The following is a 20,980-nucleotide window of genomic DNA, read 5'->3' on the forward strand; positions in this document are numbered from 1 at the left end:
AGCTAAGCATGACCCATGCCAGTAGGCAAGACCCGGTATGTACTGATTCGTTACATTGTCGTAATTGGCACATCAAATCTCGAATTCCGACTGCAAAGCGGCCCTTACGCAGTACAAAACACCCTCGGGAACGCGGCCGGTAAACAGCGGCGCAATCTCGGAAACGGGTGGCAATTCGCCTTCTCCATCCAGGAATGCATCCTGGATTTCACCGAGCAAATCTTCCGGCAGATCAAGGGCCTGCTCCAACGACAACTGCTGCTTGCCAATGGACTCGGCGAGCAAGGTGTAGACGTTCTTTTCCGAGCACTGCAGCTGCCCGGCAATCTGGATCGGGGTCATGCCGGCACGGGCGAGGCTGATCAACTCGTGGCGGATGTCGGCGACCTCTTTCGGCGCCTCGACCTGGCCGCCGAGCACTTCGAGGAAGGCCTGGCCATAACGCTCCAGCTTGCGCGCACCGACGCCGCTGACCCTGGCCATCTCGCCGAGGGTAGTGGGATGGTCGCGGAGCATTTCCAGCAAGGTGGAGTCCGGGAAGATGACGTAAGGCGGCACGCTGTGTTCCTGCGCCAACTTCTTACGCAGCGCGCGCAGGGCTTCCCATTGTTCGCGCTCTTCGAAACGCACCAGTTGGCTGGCCTGGCTGGTGCTGCTCTTGGCGGTGGTTTGCGGCTTGAGGTCGCGGCGCAGCTCCAGGCTGACTTCGCCCTTGAGCAGCGGCCGGCAACTGTCGTTCAGGCGCAGGCCGCCGTAGCCTTCCAGGTCGATGTCCACCAGGCCACGGGCGACCATCTGCCGGAACAGCGAGCGCCACTCGCCTTCGGCGCGGGCCTTGCCCACACCGTAGACCGAGAGTTTTTCGTGGCCGAAGCTGCGAATCTTTTCATTGTCCTTGCCCAGCAACACGTCCACCAGGTGGGCGACGCCATAGCGCTGACCGGTGCGGTAGATCGCCGACAACGCCTGGCGCGCCGGCTCGGTGGCGTCCCAGGTCTGCACGCCGTCCACGCAGTTGTCGCAGTGGCCGCAGGGCTTGGGCATGTCTTCGTCGAAGTAGGCGAGCAAGGTCTGGCGACGGCAGCGGGTTTCTTCACACAGCGACAGCATCGCGTCGAGCTTGTGCTGTTCCAGGCGCTTGTGGCGCTCGTCGCCTTCGGAGTTCTGCAGCATCTGCTTGAGCATCACCACGTCTTGCAGGCCGTAGACCATCCACGCATCCGCCGGCAGGCCGTCACGGCCGGCACGCCCGGTTTCCTGGTAGTACGCCTCAAGGGATTTGGGCAAATCCATGTGGGCCACGAAGCGCACGTTGGATTTGTCGATGCCCATGCCGAACGCGATGGTGGCGACCATGATCAGGCCTTCCTCGTTGAGGAAGCGCTTCTGGTGGTAGGCCCGCAGTTCGTTGGGCAAACCCGCGTGATACGGCAGTGCCGGGTAGCCTTGTTCACTGAGGAATGCGGCGACCTCATCGACCTTCTTGCGCGACAGGCAATAGACGATGCCGGCGTCGCTGCGCCGATCGGAGAGGAACGCCAGCAACTGCTTGCGCGGCTGTTCCTTGGGCACAATGCGGTAAAAGATATTCGGCCGGTCGAAGCTCGAGAGGAAGCGCTCGGCGTTCTGCAGGTGCAGGCGCTCGACGATTTCTTCGCGGGTGCGCTTGTCGGCGGTGGCGGTCAGGGCGATGCGCGGGACGTTGGGGAACAGTTCCGCCAGTTGGCCCAGTTGCAGGTATTCACGACGGAAATCGTGGCCCCATTGGGACACACAGTGGGCTTCGTCGATGGCGAACAGGGCGATTTCCAGGCTCTGCAGGAACGCCAGCATCCGTGGCTGCACCAGGCGCTCGGGGGCGAGGTAAAGCATCTTCACTTCGCCGCGCTTGATCCGGGCGGCGAGGTCGCGCTGCTGTTCGGCGCTGAGGGTGGAGTTCAGCGAAGCAGCCGCCACGCCGAGCTCTTCAAGGGTGGCCACCTGGTCGTCCATCAGGGCGATCAACGGCGACACCACCACCGCAAGCCCTTCCCGCAGGAGTGCCGGTACCTGGAAGCACAGCGACTTGCCGCCGCCGGTAGGCATCAGCACCAGGGCGTCACCGCCGTTGGCCACGCGCTCAATGATCGCACCCTGGCGGCCACGAAAACTGTCGTAGCCGAAGATGTCCTTGAGGACGCGTTGAGCCTGCTCGAGCATGAAAAACTCCAAATATCGCCGAAATCCCTCTGTACAGGCTGGTCGAAAAAGCACGCTTGAGCGGGAAATAATCCGTAAGCGAACTTTTCCCGCGACTGGCGCTTGGCCTGCAGGGGCATCACAAAACGCGGCAGTATACCCGAGCGTTACCCGGCAAAGGGTGCCGTTGGTGAATTGCCGCCGGGCTCAAATACCTCTCAAATCTGTGCTGCGGCTGGCCTGGCAGCTCAAGAAAGCCTAGAATTGCCCATCGTTTATTCCCAAGGTAGTCCGTCAATGTCCTTCGCTGAGCAACTAACCCGCCTGCAAGCCTTCCTCGATGCCGATGAGCTGCACGACGAGGCGCTGGACTACGTGGCCGCCCACGGCTATCTGACCGCGCTATCGATCTGCTCCGATGTCGTTCCCGACCGTGAATGGATCGACGCCCTGTTCTCCGAAGAGCCTCACTACAGTGATGCCGCCCAGCGCGAAGAAATCGAATCGACCCTGCTGGCCCTCAAGGCTCACATTGGCCGCCAACTGGCTTCCGATGAAGAGTTCGAATTGCCTTGCGACCTGGACCTGGGCGAAGACCCGGACGACTCCGAACTGCGCGGCTGGTGCATCGGTTTCATGGAAGGCGTGTTCCTGCGTGAAGAGGCCTGGTTCGAAACGGCTGAAGAAGAAGTCAGCGAAATGCTGCTGCCGATCATGGTCGGTTCCGGCCTGTTCGACGAGCAACCTGAGTTCTCCGACATCGCCGCCGACGCCAACCTGATGGACGACATGATCGTTCAGATCCCGGAAGCGCTGACCGCCCTGTACCTGCTGTGCAACGCACCTGACGAAAAGCCGGCGATCCTCAAGCCTCGCCACCACTAAGACCGTTGCCCGTGGCGCCCATGGGCAACCGTTCCGCGATCCTGCGTTACGTTCTGCTGGCCATCGGCTGGTTGAGCGTGGCGCTCGGGGTAATCGGCATCTTCCTGCCGGTGCTGCCCACGACTCCCTTCCTTCTGCTGGCTGCCGCCTGCTTCGCCCGTAGCTCCCCGCGCTTCTACCGCTGGCTGGTGGAACACCCGCGCCTGGGGCCGTGGATTCGTGACTATCTGGATGGCAACGGGATTCCGCTCAAGGGCAAGGTGTATGCCATTGGGTTGATGTGGGTGAGTATCGGTTTTTCCTGCTACCTGGTGCCGCTGATCTGGGCGCGAGGGTTCATGCTGACCAGTGCAGTGTTGGTGACGGTTTATATTTTGCGGCAGAAGACCTTGCCCAAGGCACCGCAGGACTAAATGTGGGAGCGGGCTTGCTCGCGAATACGGTGGATCAGTCAGCACATGTATCGGCTGACACACCGTATTCGCGAGCAAGCCCGCTCCCACATTTTTAATCCAGTCGCTTCAGAGGGATCAACGCATCGGCGGCAAGCCATACGCCGCCAAATCAAAGTCAGCCAACTTGCGAATAATCTGGTCGGCATGGTGATACTTGCTGTCCGCCATCGCCTCATCCGGCACCGCAATCGCGGTCATGTGCGCAGCCTTCGCCGCTGTCACGCCAAACGGCGAATCCTCAAACACCAGGCAATCCTCCGGTGCCACACCCAAGCGGCGCGCCGCCGTCAGGAAGATATCCGGCGCCGGCTTGGCCGCCCCGACTTCCGGGTCATCCGCCGTGACGATGGTGTCGAACAACCCAAACCACTCACGGTGCAACGTGGTCTTGTGCCCAAACGAGTTGCGCGACGAACTGGTGCCCACGGCAATCGGAATGTTATGCGCCTTCAAGTGCCGCACCAGCGCCTCAGCACCCGGCATGCCCAAGGCCTTGGGGAAACGCTCGCTCATCAGCGGCTCGCGGATCACCAGGAATTCTGCGGGGGTAATCGGCAGGTCCAGCGCCTTGACCACGTAATCCGCCAGGTCCTGGGCGCCGCGACCAATGATGTGCTGCTTGATCCCCCAGTCATAGGTACGGCCGTAGCGTTCGGCGATGATCTGTGTGACTTCGGTGTAGATGCCTTCTGTGTCCAGCAACAACCCGTCCATATCGAAAATGACAGCCTTGATCGGGACAGCGGTACGTGGTGCATTCATCACTACAGATCCGTGGGCAAAAGGACTAAAAGGATTCAGCACAATAACGGCCAGCGTTACCTGCAAGCAACCGTTACGGCCTTGTGCCGAATCCAGTCAGTGCTTCACTCGGGAAAATCCGCCCCCTCAGTTACCTCAGCCCACGCATCAAAATCCGCACTCAGCGCCTTCACCTTGGTCCGCGCAAAGGTCAACGCCGCCTTGCCCAGCAACAGGCGCAATGGCGGCTGCTCGGCCTCCACCGCCTTGACGATGGCAATCGCCGCACGCACCGGATCACCCGGCTGCTTGCCGCTGTAGTTGCGAACCATATTGGCCCGTGCCACCGCCGTTTCCTTGTAGTCGGCAATCCCGTGAGCCGCCTCGTTGGCCGAACGCCCGGCCCAGTCGGTGCGGAACGGGCCCGGCTCGACCAGCAACACCTTGATCCCCAACGGCGCGACTTCCTGGGACAGCGCCTCGGAAAGGCCCTCCACCGCAAACTTGGTCGCATTGTAGAAACTCAGCGACGGGAACGCCGCCACACCGCCCACCGAGGAAATGTTCACGATGCTGCCCGAGCGCCGGGCGCGCATGCCGGGCAAGGCCGCGCGGGTCATGGCGCTCAAGCCCCACACGTTGATTTCGAACATGTTGCGCACGTCATCCAGGTCGCTTTCTTCGAAGGAGCCGAAGTAGCCGACACCGGCGTTGTTGACCAGTACGTCGATATGGCCGAAACGTTCTTCAGCCGCTTTGACAGCCGCCTCGACCTGGGCCTGGTCGGTAACGTCCAGCGTCAGGACCAGGGCGTTTTCTTCGTGACCGGCAACGATGTCCTGCACCTGCTGCGGATTACGCGCGGTGACCACAGTCGGGTAGCCGAGGCTCAGGGTGTGCAACGCCAGCTGACGGCCGAAACCGGTGGAGCAGCCAGTGATGAACCAGACGGGTTTTGCGGTGGAAATCGTCATAAAGGGCCAATCCTCGTGTGTGTAGGAAAAGTATGCGCGCCGCTGTTCTTGCTAAAAAGATGCATAATCTGCAAGGCCCTTTCGGAAATACCACACAATGGACACGCCCGATTTTCAGCAGTTGCGATTGTTCCTGCAGGTCGCCCGCTCGAAAAGCTTCACCCAGGCGGCCGACGCCAGCAGCCTGTCGGTGTCGACCGTCAGCCATCGCGTGCGCGCCCTCGAGAAACAGTTGGGTGTGCAACTGCTCAACCGCACCACCCGCAGCGTCAGCGTGACCGAGGCCGGCGAGCAGTTGATCCAGAAGATCACGCCGCTGCTGGAAGAACTGCAAACCAGCCTGCACAGCGTAGCAGCGGCGACGGTCGACGCCGCCGGCACCTTGCGCCTGAACATTCCCTCCACCGCCAGCCGAATGGTCCTGCAACCGTTGCTCCAGCGCTTCCTGCGCAAATACCCGGGCATCAACCTGGAAGTGGCGGTGGACAACAGCCTGGTGGACATCGTCGCCCAGGGTTTTGACGCGGGCATCCGCTACGACCATGTGCTGGCCGAAGACATGGTGGTGGTGCCGGTGGCGACGCAGTTGCGATTCGTCATCGTCGCCACGCCGCAGTATTTGCAGGGGCGCAAACTGCCCACTCATCCCCACGACCTGCTCGAGCATGAGTGCGTCAACTACCGCAGTGCGCAGACCGGCTCGCTGCACCGCTGGGACTTTGAAAAAGCCGGCAAGCAGATGCGGGTTACGGTAAAAGGCCGGCTGGCGACCAACGATGTTGAATTGATGGTGCGCGGTGCGCTGGACGGGTTTGGCTTTGCCTACGTGGCGCGCTCCAGCGTCGAGCAGTACCTGCAACGCGGTGAGTTGGTGGAGGTGCTGGACGACTGGATTGCCCACAGCGCGCTGTATTTGTATTACTTCAACCGTACGAACACGCCGAAGAAATTGCGGGTGTTCATTGAGTTCCTGAAGGAAGAATTCGGGACCTGATCCATTCAAAAAGCGAACCCCATCATGCTCTACCGCTTCGCCGCCGACGGCCTGGTGCTGTTTCATTTGTCGTTCATTCTGTTCGTGCTGTTTGGCGGTTTGCTCGCCCTCAAATGGCGACCGGTCATGTGGCTGCATTTGCCTGCCGCCGCGTGGGGCGTTGCCGTTGAAGTGTTCCATCTGCCCTGCCCGCTGACCCGCTGGGAAAATCTGTTTCGTCATTTGGCCGGGCAGGACGGATATGGCGGCGGCTTTATCGAGCATTACATCCTGGCCCTGATCTACCCGGCCGGGCTGACGCCGCAGATACAGCTGGGGCTGGGCGCGCTGGTGCTGTTGATCAATATCGCGGTGTATGTGCGGCTGATCAGGCGCGCTTAGGCAAGCAGCCGATACCCACCAATGTCGCCTCAACCGCCTCGTCCAAAGGCGTGTGCGGTTCGCTGCCCAATATCTGTACGAGGCGGCGGTTGTCCATGCGCACCTCGGTTTGCCACAGGTAACGCATTTCCTGCATCTCGCGGAAGGTGGTGACAAAGGGCGCGGCCAGTTTCAGCAGCCACCACGGGAAAGCACGTACAGAAGGCTGTTGGCCGGTCCTGCGTGACACCACCCGCTGAATCGCCTGGCTCATCTGCCGACCATCGGCATCTATGTGCCCCGCCATATGAAAACGGGCGAAGGCATCAAGGCTGTCGCGGCGGGCAATCAACTCGACCATGGTCCTCGCCACATCAGGCAGGTAAGCCCACTGATGCCCCACGCCGGGTGCCCCCGGATAACTCACGCTGGCCACCGGTTTTGCGGGTTTGACCAGGCCTTGGGAAAACCAGCTGCTGCCGGCGTTGGCGCCGAAAGAATCGCCTGCCCGCACGATCAGCGCTCGTGCGCCCTGCCGGATCGCCTCAAGCAAACGCTGCTCCAGCTCTACCCGGATCGCGCCCTTGCGGGTAAGTGGATGCTGCGGCGAATCTTCCTCCAACCGCGCGAATGCATCAGGCCCGAAGTTGTACACCGTGCCCGGCAAGACAATCGTCGCCCCTTCAGCGACTGCCGCCGCGATGCTGTTGTCGATCATCGGCAGCACCAGCTCCGCCCAGCGCTGGTAACCGGGCGGATTCACCGCATGCACGATCACCGAACAACCCCGGGCCGCTGCGACGACTTCCCCACGGTTCAGCGCATCACCTTTTATCCAGGTGAAATCGGCATTCTGCTTGTGAGCCTTATCCACATCCCTCGTCAGGGCGCACACCTGCCAGCCCGCAGCGAACAACTGCCGCGCCACCTCGCCACCAATCCCGCCTGTCGCGCCCAATACCAGAACCTTGTTCATGCTTTTTTCCCCTGAGGGTAATGTGATGGAGCGATTCTGTTCGCCAGCGGGCTATAGAGGAATTGCCGAAGATCATCCAGACGCTATACATTTATGCATGGCATCAAATATTGGTTGGGAGCTTTACCGGTCGTTCCTCGGGGTACTCAAGGAAGGATCGTTGTCGGGGGCCGCACGGCAGCTCGGCATCACGCAGCCCACGGTCGGGCGGCACATCGCTGCGCTGGAAAAATCCCTCAACGTGGTGCTGTTCACCCGCTCCGCCAGCGGCCTATTGCCCACGGCGGTCGCCCTCACCCTGCGCACCCATGCCGAAACCATGGAAACCACCGCCGCCGCACTCGAGCGCGCCGCCTCTCCACAAGGCCCCGAAGTACGCGGCGTGGTACGGGTATCTGCCAGCGAAGTGATCGGCGTGGAAGTCCTGCCGCCGATCATCACCCGACTGCGCCAGCAGCACCCGCACCTCAAGGTCGAACTGGTGCTGAGCAATCGCCTGCTGGACCTGCTGCAACTGGAGGCCGACATCGCCGTGCGAATGGTCCGACCCAGCCAGGAACAACTTCTGGCGAAAAGGATCGGCGTTATCGAAGTCGGCCTGCATGCGCGCAACGACTACCTGCAACAACATGGCACACCCCAGAGCCTGAATGATCTCTCAGCTCATTCAGTCATCGGCTACGACCAGGAAAGCGCCTTCATCCGCAGCCTGGCCGTCAAAGGCTTCGACCGCAGCGCCTTTTCCCTCAGCAGCGACAGCGACCTCGCACAACTGGCCCTGATCCGCGCCGGCGCCGGCATCGGTGGCTGCCAGGTCAAACTGGCCCGGCAAGACGCCCGCCTGAGCCGAGTGCTGCCGGACGCATTTGCCCTGCAACTGGACACCTGGGTCACCATGCACGAAGACCTGCGCAACAGCCCGCGCTGCCGCGTCACCTTTGACGCCCTGGTGGCCGGTTTGCAGCATTACGTACAGGATTGAGACAGCTTCGCTGGTGAAGAATCAGAGTCCCTCAAACCCTTCATAGACGCCCCCATGTCCGAAGCCTTCGAAGTCCCCAGCCCCCACGAAAAACACGTCGAACACGCCACCGAACATGCCCACCGCAGCGGGGACAATTTCGCCAGCCGCATCGCCGTGATGACCGCCATCATGGCCACCGTCGGCGCCATGCTCAGCTACCAGGCCGGCTCCACCGAAAGCGAAGCGGCGATGGACAAAAACAACGCCGCCATCTTCAAGACCGAAGCCGCCAACCAGTGGAACTACTACCAGGCCAAATCCAGCCGGCAGAACCTCGCGGAACTGGCGACCCATATTCCGGGCGTTGACGCCAAGCACTACACCGATGAGATCGAGCGTTATAAAACCCAGAAGGAAGACGTGCGCAAACAGGCCGAAAAGCTCGAGGCCACCTCGAAGGAATGGGATGAAAAGTCCGAACAGGCACTGCACCAACATCACCGCTGGGCACAGGCGATGACCGCGATTCAGATCGCGATTTCGCTGGCGGCAATTACCTTGCTGACAAGGAAGGAATGGTTGAAGCGCATGGCCTACACCGCAGGCAGTGTGAGCGTGGTGCTGGGCGGGATGGCCTGGCTGCATATTTAAGCTTCACCCCGGCATCGCTATATAGTAAAACGCATAACGCCTGACACTATAAAGCCGAGGAAAAGCCGGTGACCGCACAATCATCCAAGGAAGCTGTGGGCGTCGCCTACAGCATCGACTCAATGCGCTACGCCCAGGCCATGACTTGGCGCGCCATCGAAGCTCTGTCCAAACTCATCCGCCCCGGCATGCTCGAATCCGAAGCCCGCGAGCTCGGCAAAAAAGTCCTCGCCGACCTCGACATGCAGCGCATCTGGCACCCGCTGCTGGTGCGCTTTGGCGCCAACACCCTCAAGACCTTCAAGGAACGCTCCGACGGCGACCCGGTGCTGGGGGAAAACGACATCTACTTCATCGACATGGGCGCCGTGTGGCAAGGCCATGAAGGTGATGCGGGGGCGACCTTCAGCACTGGCAACAACCCGGAGATGGCCGCGTGTGCGCGCGCAGCGAAAGAGTTGTTTGACCGGGTGGAACAGCGCTGGAGGAACGATAAAGTCGTCGGCCTGGAGCTGTATCGTTTTGCCGAAGAGCAAGCGAAGGAAATGGGTTGGGTGCTGAACCTGGACATCAAAGGGCACCGTGTCAGCGACTTTCCACATGCGATTTACCGTGGCGGTGATCTTGGGGATTTTGACCAGTATCCGAATGAAGGGCTGTGGATCCTGGAGATACAAATTGCGCACCCGAGCGGGGCTTATGGTGCGTTTTACGAAGATTTGCTGGCTTAACTTTTTCAAGGAATAAAGATGGAACGCTCGACCGAATTTCCCGTGCTGTTGTTTTCCTACGGCACGTTGCAGGACAAGGCAGTGCAGCTGGCCAACTTTGGTCGGGAGTTGGTGGGCCAGCAGGATGCGATGCTGGGGTACTCGAAAAGCTGGGTGGAGATTACCGATCCTGAGGTGTTGGCGGCCAGTGGCAAGACCCATCATCCGATTGTTTCGCCGAGCGGGCGGAATGAGGACAGTGTTGAGGGGACGGTGTTTCAGATTACCGAGAAGGAGCTGGCGGCGGCGGATGCGTATGAGGTATCGGACTATAAGCGGGTTTCGGTGGGGTTGGCTTCGGGGTTGACGGCTTGGGTGTATGTGCAGGCTTGAGAGCGTGCAGTTGATCAATCGGAGTGATTTCCTACAGATCAATCTGAAAGTATGCCCTGCCCGCTTCGTAATGCCAGGTCTATAGTCTTTCGGTCGCCGTCATGGCGACCGAGTTTGGCGACTCGAAGACAAATCTGAAAACTAAAACTCTGCGATCCAGTTTTTCAGGCGACGGCTGTTTTATGAAGGTCTAACTTGAAAAAGGTTAGCTATTTTTCTATTTGTCTCAGATGGACTCCCGTATGAATCAATATATGGCACTCACCAGCAACGACTGCACCACACCCGCCCTTTTCGTAGACACCACAGCACCGCTGGATGTCCTGCTTGATGCTGCAAACTATCGGATTCGCGCCGTAACCCAAGTTCTAGAAAACCTGGCGCTGCGTGCAGAAATCAGTAGTGATACGGTCGTGCTGGGCGACTTTTCCTTGCTCTGCGCAATTCCGTTACGCGATGGATGCGATCTGCTGGATGTCATAGGTCGGAGGATGGCAGCGCAGTATTCCTGAACCCATTGGCTTGACCCCGCAAAAAGGAAAAAGGGACGACCTCTCAGTCATCCCTTTTTGCGAACATTACCCAACCTAAACGCAACGTGTGCCACGAGCCTTATGCTCGTACTCCCACCCCTTACACGCCAACCCTACATGCTTGGGAATCAGAGCGGCCCCGCTGCTGTAGGAAGTAATGGTCCTACGAGTGAAGCCTAGTTCCACAGCCGCAGCGGAGAGCGACAGATTGTTGCTGAGCATCCACTTTCTGAAGTCCTGCGTCAGCATGACCTCGCCGGACTGTTCCAGCGCCAAACGATGCAAGGTGACGGAGGACAACTCCAGGTCATTGCCCCAAGTCACGTCAAAGCCCCACTCACCGACTTCAACCCGACCAAATAGAGCCAAGTCCTGAAGGGGTTTTAGAATCGGGAAGGTATTTATGTGATCAGTGAGATCAACGGTGTGTCGCTTACCGTTATTCCACTCAATTTCGATGGCATGCTTGCCGGCAACTGGTTGCACAGCAGAGATGCGAAGCTTGCTGGTCATAAGTCAGTTCCTCCGGTTTTGTTCATTCCATACGCGCCAAAGATCAGTGGTATGGACTCTTGCCCAAAGCAGGGCAGCTTTCAAGGCCTTGGTTTCGGCACCTTTGCCGAGAACCACCAGCCCTTCTATCTGAACCAACGACTCTCCGTCCGGCGTTTGCACGTGAAAGTGCGGCGGCGCGTGGTCGTCGGGATAGATTTTTATTTTCCAGTTTCGTTCACTGTGAAGGGTAGCCATGGGGACAGATGCTAGAGAAAATTTTTCTCTAGCACAACCCTGTATTCAAACCCCAGAAACCACAAAACCCCTGGCTTCTCTCGAAACCAGGGGTTTTGTTTACATCGAATTTGGCGGTGAAGGAGAGATTCGAACTCTCGATACAATTTCTTGTATACACACTTTCCAGGCGTGCTCCTTAAGCCACTCGGACACTTCACCGTATCTCGTCAAACTGATTCAGTCTGTCGAGGCGCGCTAATGTAGTCGAAAGCTTTTCCGATGGCAAAGGTTTTTTTCAGAATTTTCATGCGCTTAGGCGGTTATGCCGTTCCAGCCCTCTGTGGCGCCATGCGCACCACGGCGATTCTGCCATTCTCGGGCACTCGCGGCGCTTGTCTATAGTAGCTGCTGCGCCCTGCCGAAGGCCGCCTGCGGGCGGGCATGGGGGAAAAGTCTGACTGGGTAGTCAGTCATGGCGCTTTACCGGGGCGGGCGCGGTGGGTAACGTCTGCCGTCTGTCCTTCTATTACAAGCATTACAAGGAATCGCGTCATGAGTGAGTTGATTGCCTACCACCTCGAAGACGGTATCGCGACCCTGACCCTGAGCAACGGCAAGGTGAATGCCATTTCGCCGGCAGTGGTCAGTGCGTTTAATCAAGCGCTGGATCAGGCCGAGAAGGATCGGGCGGTGGTGATCATCACGGGCACGCCGGGGATTTTGTCCGGTGGCTATGATTTGAAGGTGATGACCGCCGGCCCTAAAGAAGCCGTGAGCCTGGTGACGTCGGGCTCCACCCTCGCCCGCCGCCTGTTGTCGCACCCGTTCCCGGTGATCGTGGCGTGCCCTGGGCACGCGGTGGCCAAGGGCGCATTCCTGTTGCTGTCGGCGGATTACCGGATCGGTGTAGACGGACCGTTCAGCATTGGTCTGAATGAAGTGATGATCGGCATGACCATGCACCACGCCGGGATCGAGCTGGCGCGGGATCGTCTGCGCAAGTCGGCGTTCCACCGTTCGGTGATCAATGCCGAGATGTTTAACCCGCAGGACGCGTTGAGCGCCGGGTTCCTGGACAAGGTGGTGGCGCCGGAAGCGTTGCAGGCAGCCGCACTGGAAGCGGCTCGCCAGTTGAAGAAGATCAATATGAACGCCCACAAGCACACCAAGCTGAAGGTGCGTAAGGCGCTGCTGGAAGCCCTGGATGACGCGATCATTCAGGATCAGGGGCACTTGGGTTAATCAAACCTACGCCTGCTGAATCGAAGCCCGACCTTGAGTCGGGCTTTTTCTTACAAAGAATTCCGGATTGCCCACAACCGCTCTAGGCGGTGTCTGTCACGGCACGTTGAAACATGCGCTTAAACATCGCCTATCTTCCGACTCTATAGGGGCAATTGCCGAATACAGTGCACATCCGTACACTGCGCCACCTTTTGTCCCGATGGGCTGTGTCGATGCTTTTTTTGTTACGCATGTTGTTGATGGGCCTGCATTTTATGATTGCGGGCGTGCTGGGCGTGCTACTGGGGATCTGTCGGCCGTTCAATCCGGACAACAGCCGTTACTGCGCGCGCCTGTATGCAGTGCCGGCGATGTGGCTATTGCGCCTGCGAGTGAAGGCCGATGTCGACTCGCTGCGTAACAAGCCCAGCAGTTGCGTGATCATCGCCAATCATCAATCCAACTACGACCTGTTTGTGTTCGGCACCGTGGTGCCGTACCGCACAGTGTGTATCGGCAAGAAGAGCCTGAAGTGGGTGCCGTTGTTCGGACAGTTGTTCTGGCTGGCGGGCAATGTGTTGATTGACCGGGGCAATGCGCACAAGGCGCGGCGCTCGATGCTGACCACCACCCACACCTTGGCGCATGCCGACACCTCGATCTGGGTGTTCCCGGAAGGCACGCGCAACTTCGGTGAAACCCTGCTGCCGTTCAAGAAAGGCGCGTTCCAGATGGCGATCGCCGCAGGCGTGCCGATTGTGCAGGTGTGTGTCAGCACCTATGTGAAGCAGATGAAGCTCAATCGCTGGAACAGTGGCGATATTCTGATTCGCTCGTTGCCGCCGATTCCTACGAAGGGGCTGACGATGGATGACATGCCGCTGTTAATGCAGACCTGCCGCGAGCAAATGCGCGACTGCATCGAGGCGATGGACCGCGAGCTGCAAACCACGCCTGCAATCACGGCTGAACCCCGCCGAATTTGCTGACTCTGATTGGGCAGGGCAGCTAAGCTGCCTGACAGTTGTCATCTGCCATTCAAGAAGAAGCGATCAGCACTATGGGTAGAGTTGTTGCGGCCGCCGTCTATAGCGCCGGAAAGAAAGTCACTGATATCACCCTCGACGAAGGCGCCGCGTGGGCCGCCAAGCCTGACCACTTTGTGTGGATCGGCCTGGAGGAGCCCAGCGCCCTGGAACTGGCCAACCTGCAGCGCCAGTTCAACCTGCACGAACTGGCCATCGAAGACGCCCTGGAAAAACACAGCCGTCCCAAGCTTGAAACCTTCGGCGACGCGCTGTTTATCGTGACCTACTCACCGGTGCGCGATAACGGCAAGCTGGAGTTTATCGAAACCCATATCTTTGCCGGCAACGGCTACATCATTACCGCCCGCAACGGCCATTCGGCGTCCTACGGCTATGTGCGCCAGCGCTGTGAGGCGCGACCGCTGTTGCTGGAGCATGGGGAAGATTTCGTACTCTATGCGCTGCTGGATTTTGTTACCGAGAACTACCAGCCGGTGAGCGAGGCGATTCATGCCGAGGTCGATGAGCTGGAGCGCAACGTGTTGTGCAACTCCCTGAGTGAAGCGGATATCCAGAAGCTCCACGGCCTGCGCCGCGATGTGCTGCGACTGAAGCGCTATGTGGCACCGATGGTGGAGATCAGTCAGGAATTGCAGAAACTGAGCTTCCCGTTTATCGACAAGAACATGCGTCCGTATTTTCGCGATGTGCAGATTCACGTCACCCGGCAGATGGAAGACCTGACCACCTTGCGGGATATCGCCAGCCAGACCATCGAGATTGGGGTGTTGCTGGAAGCCTCGCGCCAAAGCGTGGTGCAACGCAAGTTTGCCGCGTGGGCAGCGATTCTGGCGTTCCCGACGGCGGTGGCCGGGATTTACGGGATGAACTTCCAGAACATGCCGGAGCTGCAGTGGCACTACGGGTATTTTGCGGTGCTGGGGTTTATTGCGGTGGGGTGTACAAGTTTGTGGGCCAGCTTCAAGCGTTCAGGCTGGCTGTAGGAAAGCTGCTGTTGTGGCGAGGGAGCTTGCTCCCGCTGGGGTGCGAAGCGCCCCCAAGGCTTGCGACTGCTGCGCAGCCGAACGGGAGCAAGCTCCCTCGCCACAAAAAGCTCGTCAATCAACCCGAATAGTTAGGCCACGTCCGCTTTTGGTTTGTGCGCCACAAACCGCATCATCCATTCCGCCACGGTGACGCCGTGGTGGTCTCGTTCCAGGCTGGCCACACCGTTGGTGTAGACCTTCTCCCCCAGCGTTGTCTGAAGAATCTCCAGCAACTCGCGGGAATAGTCGTGAATAAATTCCGGGTGACCCTGGAAGCACAGCACCTGGTCTTCAATGTGGTACGCCGCAAACGGGCAGAACTCGCTGGAGGCGATCACGGTGGCGTTTTCCGGCAAGGTGGTGACCTGGTCCTGGTGGCTGATCAACAGCGTCAGTTCTTCCACCAACGGGCTCATCCACGGTGCCTTGGCGTTCAGTTTGTAGTCATGGATGCCCATGCCCCAGCCCTTGGTCGCCCGCTCGGTCTTGCCGCCCAACAGCAGCGCCAGCAACTGGTGGCCGAAGCAGATGCCGATCAGCTTGTCGCCGCGGGCATGGCGGTCCAGCAGGTAGGTCTTGAGGGTCTGGATCCACGGATCAGTGCCGAAGGAGTCGGCCTTGCTGCCCGTCACCAGGTACGCGTCGAACACTTCTTCATCCGCCGGGTATTCACCCTGCACCACGTTATAGATGACGAACTCGGCGGCAATCGGCTGTTTGGAGAACAGGCGCTTGAACATCTGCCCGTACCCTTGGTACTGATCGATCAGCCCAGGACGCAGGATATCGGTTTCCAGGATGCACACGCGTAACGACATAAAAAATACCTGACACGGCGATGGGAATAATGAACACCCCCAGAGCCTGCCTTGAAATACCCTTCCAAGGCAAGCCCCATCGCCGCTCCCACATTTGGATCACCGAAACGCTTCACCCTGTGCAGCTTTCTCCAACAGCAGCGCCGGCGGCGTGAAGCGCTCACCATATTGCTCGGCCAGGTAGCGGGCGCGGGCGACGAAATCGTTCAGGCCGTATTGGTTGATGAATTGCAGCGCCCCGCCGCTCCAGGCGGCAAAGCCGATACCGAAGATCGAGCCGACGTTGGCATCAGCCGTCGACATCAACACGCCCTCCTCCACACAGCGCACGGTTTCGATGGCCTGGATGAACAGCAAACGGTCGCGCACGTCTTGCGGCGAGATCTGTTGGCCGGGCTTTTCGAAGCGGCTTTTCAGCTCCGGCCACAGGTGTTTCTGCCCGCCCGCCGGGTACTCGTAGAAACCGCCACCCGCCGCCTTGCCCGGGCGCTTGTATTCAATGAGCAATAGGTCGATCACGGCAAACGCCGGGTGCTGGGGTAACGGCTTGCCCTCGGCCTGTAGGTCCTTGGCCGTCTGTTGACGGATATGGCTCATCAGGCTGAGGGAAACTTCGTCAGAGACCGCCAGCGGCCCCACCGGCATCCCGGCCTTGCGCGCCTCGGTCTCGATCATCGGTGCGGCCACGCCTTCGCCGAGCATGGCGATACCTTCATTGGTGAAGGTGCCGAACACCCTTGAAGTGAAGAAGCCGCGGCTGTCGTTGACCACGATCGGGGTTTTCTTGATTTGCAGTACGAAGTCGAATCCCCGCGCCAGGGTTTCGTCGCTGGTGCGGGCGCCCTTGATGATTTCCACCAGGGGCATTTTGTCCACCGGGCTGAAGAAGTGCAGGCCGATAAACTTGCCCTGGTCTGGAACGGCGGTGGCTAACCCGCTGATGGGCAAGGTGGAGGTGTTGGAGGCGATCACCGCTTCGGCACCCACCACGTTTTGCGCGGCCGCCGAGACCTTGGCCTTGAGTTCCCGATCCTCGAAGACGGCTTCGATGATCAGGTCGCAGCCGGCAAGATCGGCGTCGGATTCGGTAGGAACAATCCGCGCGAGGATGGTTTCCCGCTGTTCGGCGGTCAATTGCCCACGCCCGACCTTCTTGTCCAGCAACGTGGCCGAGTGGGCCTTGCCCTTCTCTGCCGCCGCCTGGCTGACGTCCTTGAGCACCACCTCAATGCCCGCCGAGGCGCTGACGTAGGCAATGCCCGCGCCCATCATCCCGGCGCCGAGCACGCCGACCTTGCGTGTCACATACGGCGCAAAGCCCTTGGGCCACGAACTGCCGGCATTGATTTCATTGAGCTGGAACCAGAAGGTGCCAATCATGTTTTTCGCCACTTGCCCGGTGACCAGCTCGGTGAAGTAGCGGGTCTCGATCAAGTGCGCGGTGTCGAAATCCACCTGGGCACCTTCCACGGCGGCGCAGAGGATTTTCTCCGGGGCCGGGAAGCAGCCGTTGGTTTTGGCGCGCAGGATCGATGGCGCAATGGCAAGCATTTGCGCGACTTTCGGGTTGGACGGCGTACCACCCGGGATCTGATAGCCCTTGATGTCCCAGCGCTGTTTCGCCTCGGGGTTGGCCAGAATCCACGCCCGGGACTTGGCCAGCAGCTCGTCACGGTCTGCCGCCAGCTCATCAATCAACCCGGCTTGCAGCGCCTCCTGCGGCGTAATCTTTTTGCCTTCCAGCAAGTAGGGCAAGGCTTTTTCCAGGCCCAGCATCCGCACCATGCGCACCACACCGCCGCCACCCGGCAAAAGCCCGAGGGTGACTTCCGGCAGGCCAATCTGTACCGACTTGTGGTCCAGCGCCACACGGTGCTGGCACGCCAGGCAAATCTCCCAGCCACCGCCCAGCGCTGCGCCGTTGATCGCGGCCACTACCGGTTTGCCGAGGGTTTCCAGGGTGCGCAGTTGCGCCTTCAGCACCAGCACGCTGTCGTAGAAATCCTTGGCGTGGGGCTTGTCGACCTTGATCAGTTCATTAAGGTCGCCGCCGGCAAAGAAGGTCTTCTTCGCCGAGGTGATGATCACGCCCGCAATCGAATCCTTCTCGGCGTCCAGGCGGGCGACGGTGGCCGCCATGGCCTCGCGGTACACCCCGTTCATGGTGTTGGCGCTCTGGCCGGGCATGTCGATGGTCAGCACCACAATCTGGTCCTGGCCCTTTTCGTAACGAATGGCATCGGTCATGACTGATTCCTTAGGCTCAGAGGCGTTCGATGATAGTGGCGATACCCATGCCGCCGCCGACACACAGGGTGGCCAGGCCATAACGCTGCTGGCGCACCTCCAGCTCATCGAGCAAGGTGCCGAGAATCGCGCAGCCCGTGGCGCCCAGCGGGTGGCCCATGGCGATGGAGCCACCGTTGACGTTGACCCGGGCGGCGTCGATGCCCATGTCCTTGATGAACTTGAGCACCACCGACGCAAACGCTTCGTTGACCTCGAACAGGTCGATGTCTTCAACCCGCAAACCCGCCTTGGCCAGTGCCTTGCGGGTTGCCGGTGCCGGGCCGGTCAACATGATGGTGGGGTCGGTACTGGTGACAGCGGTGGCGACGATCCGCGCCCGGGGTTGCAGGCCGAGTTCGCGACCTTTTGCTTCAGAACCGATCAGCATCAGCGCCGCGCCATCGACGATCCCGGAACTGTTGCCCGGTGTGTGCACGTGATTGATGCGTTCGACGTGGCTGTAGACCCGCAACGCCGTGGCGTCGAAGCCCATCTGGCCCATCATTTCGAAGCTGGGCTTGAGTTTGCCCAGGCCTTCGTGGGTGGAATCGGCACGGATGAATTCGTCCTGATCCAGCAGCACAATGCCATTTTGGTCCTGCACGGCGATCAGCGACTTGTTGAAGGAACCGTCTGATCTGGCCCGCGCCGCTTTCTGCTGTGAGTGCAGGGCAAAGGCGTCGACGTCCTGGCGGGTGAAGCCTTCCAAGGTGGCGATCAGGTCGGCACCGATGCCTTGCGGGGTGAAGTGGCTGTGCATATTGGTTTGCGGGTCGAGCACCCAGGCGCCGCCGTCACTGCCCATGGGCACTCGGGACATGGACTCGACGCCGCCCACCACCACGAGGTCTTCAAAGCCGGAGCGCACTTTCATCGCGCCGAGGTTCACGGCTTCCAGGCCCGAGGCGCAAAACCGGTTGATCTGCACACCGGCGACGCTGATATCCCAGTCCGCCACCAACGCGGCGGTCTTGGCGATGTCGGCGCCCTGGTCGCCAATCGGTGTGACACAGCCCAGGACGATGTCATCCACTTGCCGGGTGTCGAGGTCGGTGCGCTGTTGCAGTGCCGTCAGCAAACCGGCCACCAGGTTCACCGGCTTGACGCTGTGCAGGGCGCCATCCGCCTTGCCTTTGCCCCGGGGCGTGCGTATCGCATCAAAGATCAAAGCTTGGGTCATGACGTCCTCGAATCACTATGCAACGAATCGTGTCCTTACCTTAGGCGCCAGGGCGCCGGATTCAATGACCGAACCGCTCATTGACCTTGACGCTCACGCTCAGACGAACGGTAGGAGGCTACGGGAATCGGCTGATTAATCGTTTTAGCTGTCTAGCCGTAGGGCTGGCGTCTGGCTGGCAATTGGCCTCATGCCTTTTTAATAAGTTTTCTTCAGGTGATGAGACGAAATGGATCTAAGCCATGTAGAACGAGGGCTCTAAGGTTGAATCTGTAAGAGAAGTTAAAGGTTGCTGCCGGGTTTTGCTGGAGCACCTGTAGGAACTGTAAGAAAAGAGTCATGTAGCACCGTCATAGTTGAATCGACCGGCACGCATTTGACGCTCAGGAATAACAACAAAAGGCAGTCAGCCATGTTCAAGCATTCGAAAGTACGTCAGGCGGGACTTATTCTGTTCGCCACCACCCTGATTCTGATCTTGCCCAACCTCACCAAGGTCATTGGGTGACCTCTCACACCCCATATTCTGCGCAGACACAGCGCCAGGATCGCAGCCTTTGGCAGCGCCTTTCGGGATATTGCGTATAGCGATCCCGTCAGGGGCTGCCGTTTTGCGCGCCGAGATTTTGTGATTTTGCGGTATCGTGAGTTCCACCGCCTTTTCCGATATGTGGCCCTTCCTTGAAACAGATCATCGTCCTCCTGATCCTGCTGCTGGCCTTGCCGGCGCACGCCGCGAAATTGACCGTCGAGCTGGATCACGCCAGCAAAACCTGGGAAACCATCGAACTGCTCAAGCGTCCGGATGTGCAGACGGTGCAGATCGTTGATGACGTTTCCTACAAGCGCAATATGACCTATCGCGCAGTGCCGTTGGCAGCGCTGTTGCCGGGCATCACGCCGGAAAATCATCTGCAGGCAGTGGCCCTCGACGGCTTTGCCGCGGAACTGACGGCGGCACCGCTGCTATCAAAAAGCGGCGCGCGGGCCTGGCTGGCGGTGGAAGATCCGGCGCATCCGTGGCCGCCACTGGCAGACGGCAAGCCCAGTGCCGGGCCGTTTTATCTGGTGTGGACCGATCCGCAGGCAGGCAATATCAGCCCTGAGCAGTGGCCGTTTCAGATTTCCGGGATCAAGCAGTTGAAGACGGTGGCGGAGCGCTTCCCGGCTTTGTTGCCGGATCCGAAACTGGCGGCGAATGACCCGGTGAATCAGGGGTTCGCACTGTTCCAGAAGAACTGCCTGGCATGTCATCGCCTGAACGGGGCCGGCGATGCGCAGGTGGGGCCGGACCTGAATATTCCTTACAACCCCACTGAATATTTTGCCGGGGATTTCCTCAAGCGCTACATCCGCGATCCGCAAAGCATGCGGCACTGGCCACAGGCGAAAATGCCGGCGTTTGCCACCAGCGTGCTGCCGGATGCGGACCTGGATCTGCTGGTGGGGTATTTGAAGCATATGGCAGGCAGAAAGCAGCCTTAAGGCTCGGGTAAACCTGTGGCGAGGGAGCTTGCTCCCGCTGGGCTGCGCAGCAGCCCCAATCAGGCAATCACATTTCTCAAGACAGAACTCGGGGGCATGCCTTGGGGCCGCTTCGCGGCCCAGCGGGAGCAAGCTCCCTCGCCACAAAAAGTTTTCCTGGCACGGAGAGCTTTCCTGCTACACAAAGCCCTCTCCCGGGATCCTACTGCTGCTGCACCGAAATCGAAAAGCATGCGGCACTGGCCACAGGCGAAGATGCCGGCGTTTGCCACCAGCGTGGTGCCGGATGCGGACCTGGATCTGCTGGTGGGGTATTTGAAGCATATGGCGGGCAGAAAGCAGCCTTAAGGCTCAGGTAAATCTG

22 protein-coding genes, 1 tRNA gene and 1 pseudogene are annotated in these 20,980 nt (G+C 59.7%); 14 read left to right on the plus strand and 10 right to left on the minus strand.

Annotation, left to right across the window (positions count from 1 at the left end; genetic code table 11):
- Positions 1–72 precede the first annotated feature (72 nt).
- Positions 73–2,199: a DNA helicase RecQ gene (recQ, locus tag QF039_RS20215; RefSeq protein ID WP_307520320.1), complete on the minus strand. Its 2,127-nt coding sequence runs from the start codon at positions 2,197–2,199 to the stop codon at positions 73–75.
- A gap of 276 nt (positions 2,200–2,475) precedes the next feature.
- Here recQ and QF039_RS20220 point away from each other — a divergent pair, with 276 nt between their 5' ends.
- Together QF039_RS20220 and QF039_RS20225 are read left to right on the plus strand one after the other, a co-directional pair.
- Entirely contained in the window at positions 2,476–3,063 is a 588-nt protein-coding gene (locus QF039_RS20220; protein ID WP_004371163.1) for a YecA family protein, read from the plus strand.
- Positions 3,064–3,083: 20 nt separating this feature from the next.
- Positions 3,084–3,476 carry a YbaN family protein gene (locus tag QF039_RS20225; RefSeq protein ID WP_102606413.1) on the plus strand — a complete coding sequence of 131 codons (393 nt, stop codon included), beginning with the start codon at positions 3,084–3,086 and terminating at the stop codon, positions 3,474–3,476.
- 117 nt (positions 3,477–3,593) lie between these two features.
- Here QF039_RS20225 and QF039_RS20230 read toward each other — a convergent pair whose 3' ends face one another.
- Positions 3,594–4,280 carry an HAD-IA family hydrolase gene (locus QF039_RS20230; RefSeq protein WP_004371166.1) on the minus strand — a complete coding sequence of 229 codons (687 nt, stop codon included), beginning with the start codon at positions 4,278–4,280 and terminating at the stop codon, positions 3,594–3,596.
- A gap of 104 nt (positions 4,281–4,384) precedes the next feature.
- On the minus strand, positions 4,385–5,233 hold the full coding sequence (locus tag QF039_RS20235; RefSeq protein ID WP_307520324.1) for an oxidoreductase: 849 nt from the start codon (positions 5,231–5,233) through the stop codon (positions 4,385–4,387).
- 97 nt (positions 5,234–5,330) lie between these two features.
- Between QF039_RS20235 and QF039_RS20240 the strand changes: the two genes are divergently transcribed.
- Both QF039_RS20240 and QF039_RS20245 read left to right on the plus strand, forming a co-directional pair.
- On the plus strand, positions 5,331–6,227 hold the full coding sequence (locus tag QF039_RS20240) for a LysR family transcriptional regulator (protein ID WP_004371170.1): 897 nt from the start codon (positions 5,331–5,333) through the stop codon (positions 6,225–6,227).
- A 24-nt stretch (positions 6,228–6,251) separates the two neighbouring features.
- Positions 6,252–6,608 (plus strand): DUF2784 domain-containing protein, encoded by a 357-nt coding sequence (locus tag QF039_RS20245; protein ID WP_008434882.1) that lies wholly within the window; start codon positions 6,252–6,254, stop codon positions 6,606–6,608.
- On the opposite strand, the gene QF039_RS20250 is transcribed toward QF039_RS20245, so the two are convergent.
- Complete coding sequence (locus QF039_RS20250) at positions 6,595–7,563, minus strand: SDR family oxidoreductase (protein ID WP_307520329.1); 969 nt, start codon at positions 7,561–7,563, stop codon at positions 6,595–6,597. The two genes, QF039_RS20245 and QF039_RS20250, sit on opposite strands and share 14 nt — an antisense overlap.
- A 97-nt stretch (positions 7,564–7,660) precedes the next feature.
- Here QF039_RS20250 and QF039_RS20255 point away from each other — a divergent pair, with 97 nt between their 5' ends.
- The 5 genes from QF039_RS20255 to QF039_RS20275 all read left to right on the plus strand — a co-directional run bounded on the left by QF039_RS20255 (position 7,661) and on the right by QF039_RS20275 (position 10,793).
- A complete protein-coding gene (locus QF039_RS20255) occupies positions 7,661–8,545 on the plus strand; it encodes a LysR family transcriptional regulator (protein ID WP_177019579.1) in 885 nt (294 codons plus the stop codon).
- 54 nt (positions 8,546–8,599) lie between these two features.
- Positions 8,600–9,178, plus strand: a complete 579-nt coding sequence (locus tag QF039_RS20260) for a DUF4337 domain-containing protein (RefSeq protein WP_102369684.1) — start codon at positions 8,600–8,602, stop codon at positions 9,176–9,178.
- 68 nt (positions 9,179–9,246) lie between these two features.
- Positions 9,247–9,909: a M24 family metallopeptidase gene (locus QF039_RS20265; RefSeq protein WP_307520333.1), complete on the plus strand. Its 663-nt coding sequence runs from the start codon at positions 9,247–9,249 to the stop codon at positions 9,907–9,909.
- An 18-nt stretch (positions 9,910–9,927) separates the two neighbouring features.
- Complete coding sequence (locus QF039_RS20270) at positions 9,928–10,281, plus strand: gamma-glutamylcyclotransferase family protein (protein WP_307520335.1); 354 nt, start codon at positions 9,928–9,930, stop codon at positions 10,279–10,281.
- Between the two features lie 242 nt (positions 10,282–10,523).
- The gene (locus QF039_RS20275) at positions 10,524–10,793 is read left to right on the plus strand and encodes a short-chain dehydrogenase (protein WP_087692753.1); all 270 of its coding nucleotides are present in this window, start codon (positions 10,524–10,526) and stop codon (positions 10,791–10,793) included.
- A 75-nt stretch (positions 10,794–10,868) separates the two neighbouring features.
- On the opposite strand, the gene QF039_RS20280 is transcribed toward QF039_RS20275, so the two are convergent.
- From QF039_RS20280 to QF039_RS20290, 3 genes are all read right to left on the minus strand, one after another.
- Positions 10,869–11,327 (minus strand): DUF2442 domain-containing protein, encoded by a 459-nt coding sequence (locus QF039_RS20280; RefSeq protein WP_087692754.1) that lies wholly within the window; start codon positions 11,325–11,327, stop codon positions 10,869–10,871.
- A gap of 3 nt (positions 11,328–11,330) precedes the next feature.
- Complete coding sequence (locus QF039_RS20285) at positions 11,331–11,564, minus strand: DUF4160 domain-containing protein (RefSeq protein ID WP_169385986.1); 234 nt, start codon at positions 11,562–11,564, stop codon at positions 11,331–11,333.
- 111 nt (positions 11,565–11,675) lie between these two features.
- A tRNA-Ser gene (locus QF039_RS20290) sits at positions 11,676–11,765 on the minus strand.
- 333 nt (positions 11,766–12,098) lie between these two features.
- Here QF039_RS20290 and QF039_RS20295 point away from each other — a divergent pair.
- The 3 genes from QF039_RS20295 (at position 12,099) to QF039_RS20305 (ending at position 14,802) form a co-directional block, all read left to right on the plus strand.
- On the plus strand, positions 12,099–12,788 hold the full coding sequence (locus QF039_RS20295) for a crotonase/enoyl-CoA hydratase family protein (RefSeq protein WP_102604813.1): 690 nt from the start codon (positions 12,099–12,101) through the stop codon (positions 12,786–12,788).
- A 215-nt stretch (positions 12,789–13,003) separates the two neighbouring features.
- Complete coding sequence (locus QF039_RS20300) at positions 13,004–13,759, plus strand: 1-acyl-sn-glycerol-3-phosphate acyltransferase (RefSeq protein ID WP_177027707.1); 756 nt, start codon at positions 13,004–13,006, stop codon at positions 13,757–13,759.
- Positions 13,760–13,830: 71 nt separating this feature from the next.
- Complete coding sequence (locus QF039_RS20305; protein WP_004371189.1) at positions 13,831–14,802, plus strand: magnesium and cobalt transport protein CorA; 972 nt, start codon at positions 13,831–13,833, stop codon at positions 14,800–14,802.
- A 131-nt stretch (positions 14,803–14,933) separates the two neighbouring features.
- Here the strand turns inward: QF039_RS20305 and QF039_RS20310 are convergent, their stop codons facing one another.
- From QF039_RS20310 to QF039_RS20320, 3 genes are all read right to left on the minus strand, one after another.
- Positions 14,934–15,662, minus strand: a complete 729-nt coding sequence (locus QF039_RS20310) for an amidotransferase (protein WP_307520339.1) — start codon at positions 15,660–15,662, stop codon at positions 14,934–14,936.
- A gap of 99 nt (positions 15,663–15,761) precedes the next feature.
- Positions 15,762–17,909, minus strand: a complete 2,148-nt coding sequence (locus tag QF039_RS20315) for a 3-hydroxyacyl-CoA dehydrogenase NAD-binding domain-containing protein (protein WP_307520342.1) — start codon at positions 17,907–17,909, stop codon at positions 15,762–15,764.
- A 16-nt stretch (positions 17,910–17,925) separates the two neighbouring features.
- Complete coding sequence (locus tag QF039_RS20320; RefSeq protein WP_307520344.1) at positions 17,926–19,131, minus strand: acetyl-CoA C-acetyltransferase; 1,206 nt, start codon at positions 19,129–19,131, stop codon at positions 17,926–17,928.
- Between the two features lie 681 nt (positions 19,132–19,812).
- On the opposite strand from QF039_RS20320, the gene QF039_RS20325 reads away from it, so the two are divergent.
- Positions 19,813–20,616: a cytochrome c gene (locus tag QF039_RS20325; protein ID WP_307520346.1), complete on the plus strand. Its 804-nt coding sequence runs from the start codon at positions 19,813–19,815 to the stop codon at positions 20,614–20,616.
- Between the two features lie 228 nt (positions 20,617–20,844).
- Positions 20,845–20,964: pseudogene (locus QF039_RS20330) on the plus strand (cytochrome c); the annotation flags it as partial.
- Positions 20,965–20,980 lie beyond the last annotated feature (16 nt).

Origin of the sequence: Pseudomonas sp. W2I6, assembly GCF_030815935.1 — a bacterium.
Taxonomy (GTDB): Bacteria; Pseudomonadota; Gammaproteobacteria; order Pseudomonadales; family Pseudomonadaceae; genus Aquipseudomonas.

Coding starts and splice junctions, on each gene's coding strand:
- recQ (WP_307520320.1), bottom strand. CDS start 2,199: ATGCTCGAGCAGGCTCAACGCGTCCTCAAGGACATCTTCGGCTACGAC.
- QF039_RS20220 (WP_004371163.1), top strand. CDS start 2,476: ATGTCCTTCGCTGAGCAACTAACCCGCCTGCAAGCCTTCCTCGATGCC.
- QF039_RS20225 (WP_102606413.1), top strand. CDS start 3,084: ATGGGCAACCGTTCCGCGATCCTGCGTTACGTTCTGCTGGCCATCGGC.
- QF039_RS20230 (WP_004371166.1), bottom strand. CDS start 4,280: ATGAATGCACCACGTACCGCTGTCCCGATCAAGGCTGTCATTTTCGAT.
- QF039_RS20235 (WP_307520324.1), bottom strand. CDS start 5,233: ATGACGATTTCCACCGCAAAACCCGTCTGGTTCATCACTGGCTGCTCC.
- QF039_RS20240 (WP_004371170.1), top strand. CDS start 5,331: ATGGACACGCCCGATTTTCAGCAGTTGCGATTGTTCCTGCAGGTCGCC.
- QF039_RS20245 (WP_008434882.1), top strand. CDS start 6,252: ATGCTCTACCGCTTCGCCGCCGACGGCCTGGTGCTGTTTCATTTGTCG.
- QF039_RS20250 (WP_307520329.1), bottom strand. CDS start 7,563: ATGAACAAGGTTCTGGTATTGGGCGCGACAGGCGGGATTGGTGGCGAG.
- QF039_RS20255 (WP_177019579.1), top strand. CDS start 7,661: ATGGCATCAAATATTGGTTGGGAGCTTTACCGGTCGTTCCTCGGGGTA.
- QF039_RS20260 (WP_102369684.1), top strand. CDS start 8,600: ATGTCCGAAGCCTTCGAAGTCCCCAGCCCCCACGAAAAACACGTCGAA.
- QF039_RS20270 (WP_307520335.1), top strand. CDS start 9,928: ATGGAACGCTCGACCGAATTTCCCGTGCTGTTGTTTTCCTACGGCACG.
- QF039_RS20275 (WP_087692753.1), top strand. CDS start 10,524: ATGAATCAATATATGGCACTCACCAGCAACGACTGCACCACACCCGCC.
- QF039_RS20280 (WP_087692754.1), bottom strand. CDS start 11,327: ATGACCAGCAAGCTTCGCATCTCTGCTGTGCAACCAGTTGCCGGCAAG.
- QF039_RS20285 (WP_169385986.1), bottom strand. CDS start 11,564: ATGGCTACCCTTCACAGTGAACGAAACTGGAAAATAAAAATCTATCCC.
- QF039_RS20295 (WP_102604813.1), top strand. CDS start 12,099: ATGAGTGAGTTGATTGCCTACCACCTCGAAGACGGTATCGCGACCCTG.
- QF039_RS20300 (WP_177027707.1), top strand. CDS start 13,004: ATGCTTTTTTTGTTACGCATGTTGTTGATGGGCCTGCATTTTATGATT.
- QF039_RS20305 (WP_004371189.1), top strand. CDS start 13,831: ATGGGTAGAGTTGTTGCGGCCGCCGTCTATAGCGCCGGAAAGAAAGTC.
- QF039_RS20310 (WP_307520339.1), bottom strand. CDS start 15,662: ATGTCGTTACGCGTGTGCATCCTGGAAACCGATATCCTGCGTCCTGGG.
- QF039_RS20315 (WP_307520342.1), bottom strand. CDS start 17,909: ATGACCGATGCCATTCGTTACGAAAAGGGCCAGGACCAGATTGTGGTG.
- QF039_RS20320 (WP_307520344.1), bottom strand. CDS start 19,131: ATGACCCAAGCTTTGATCTTTGATGCGATACGCACGCCCCGGGGCAAA.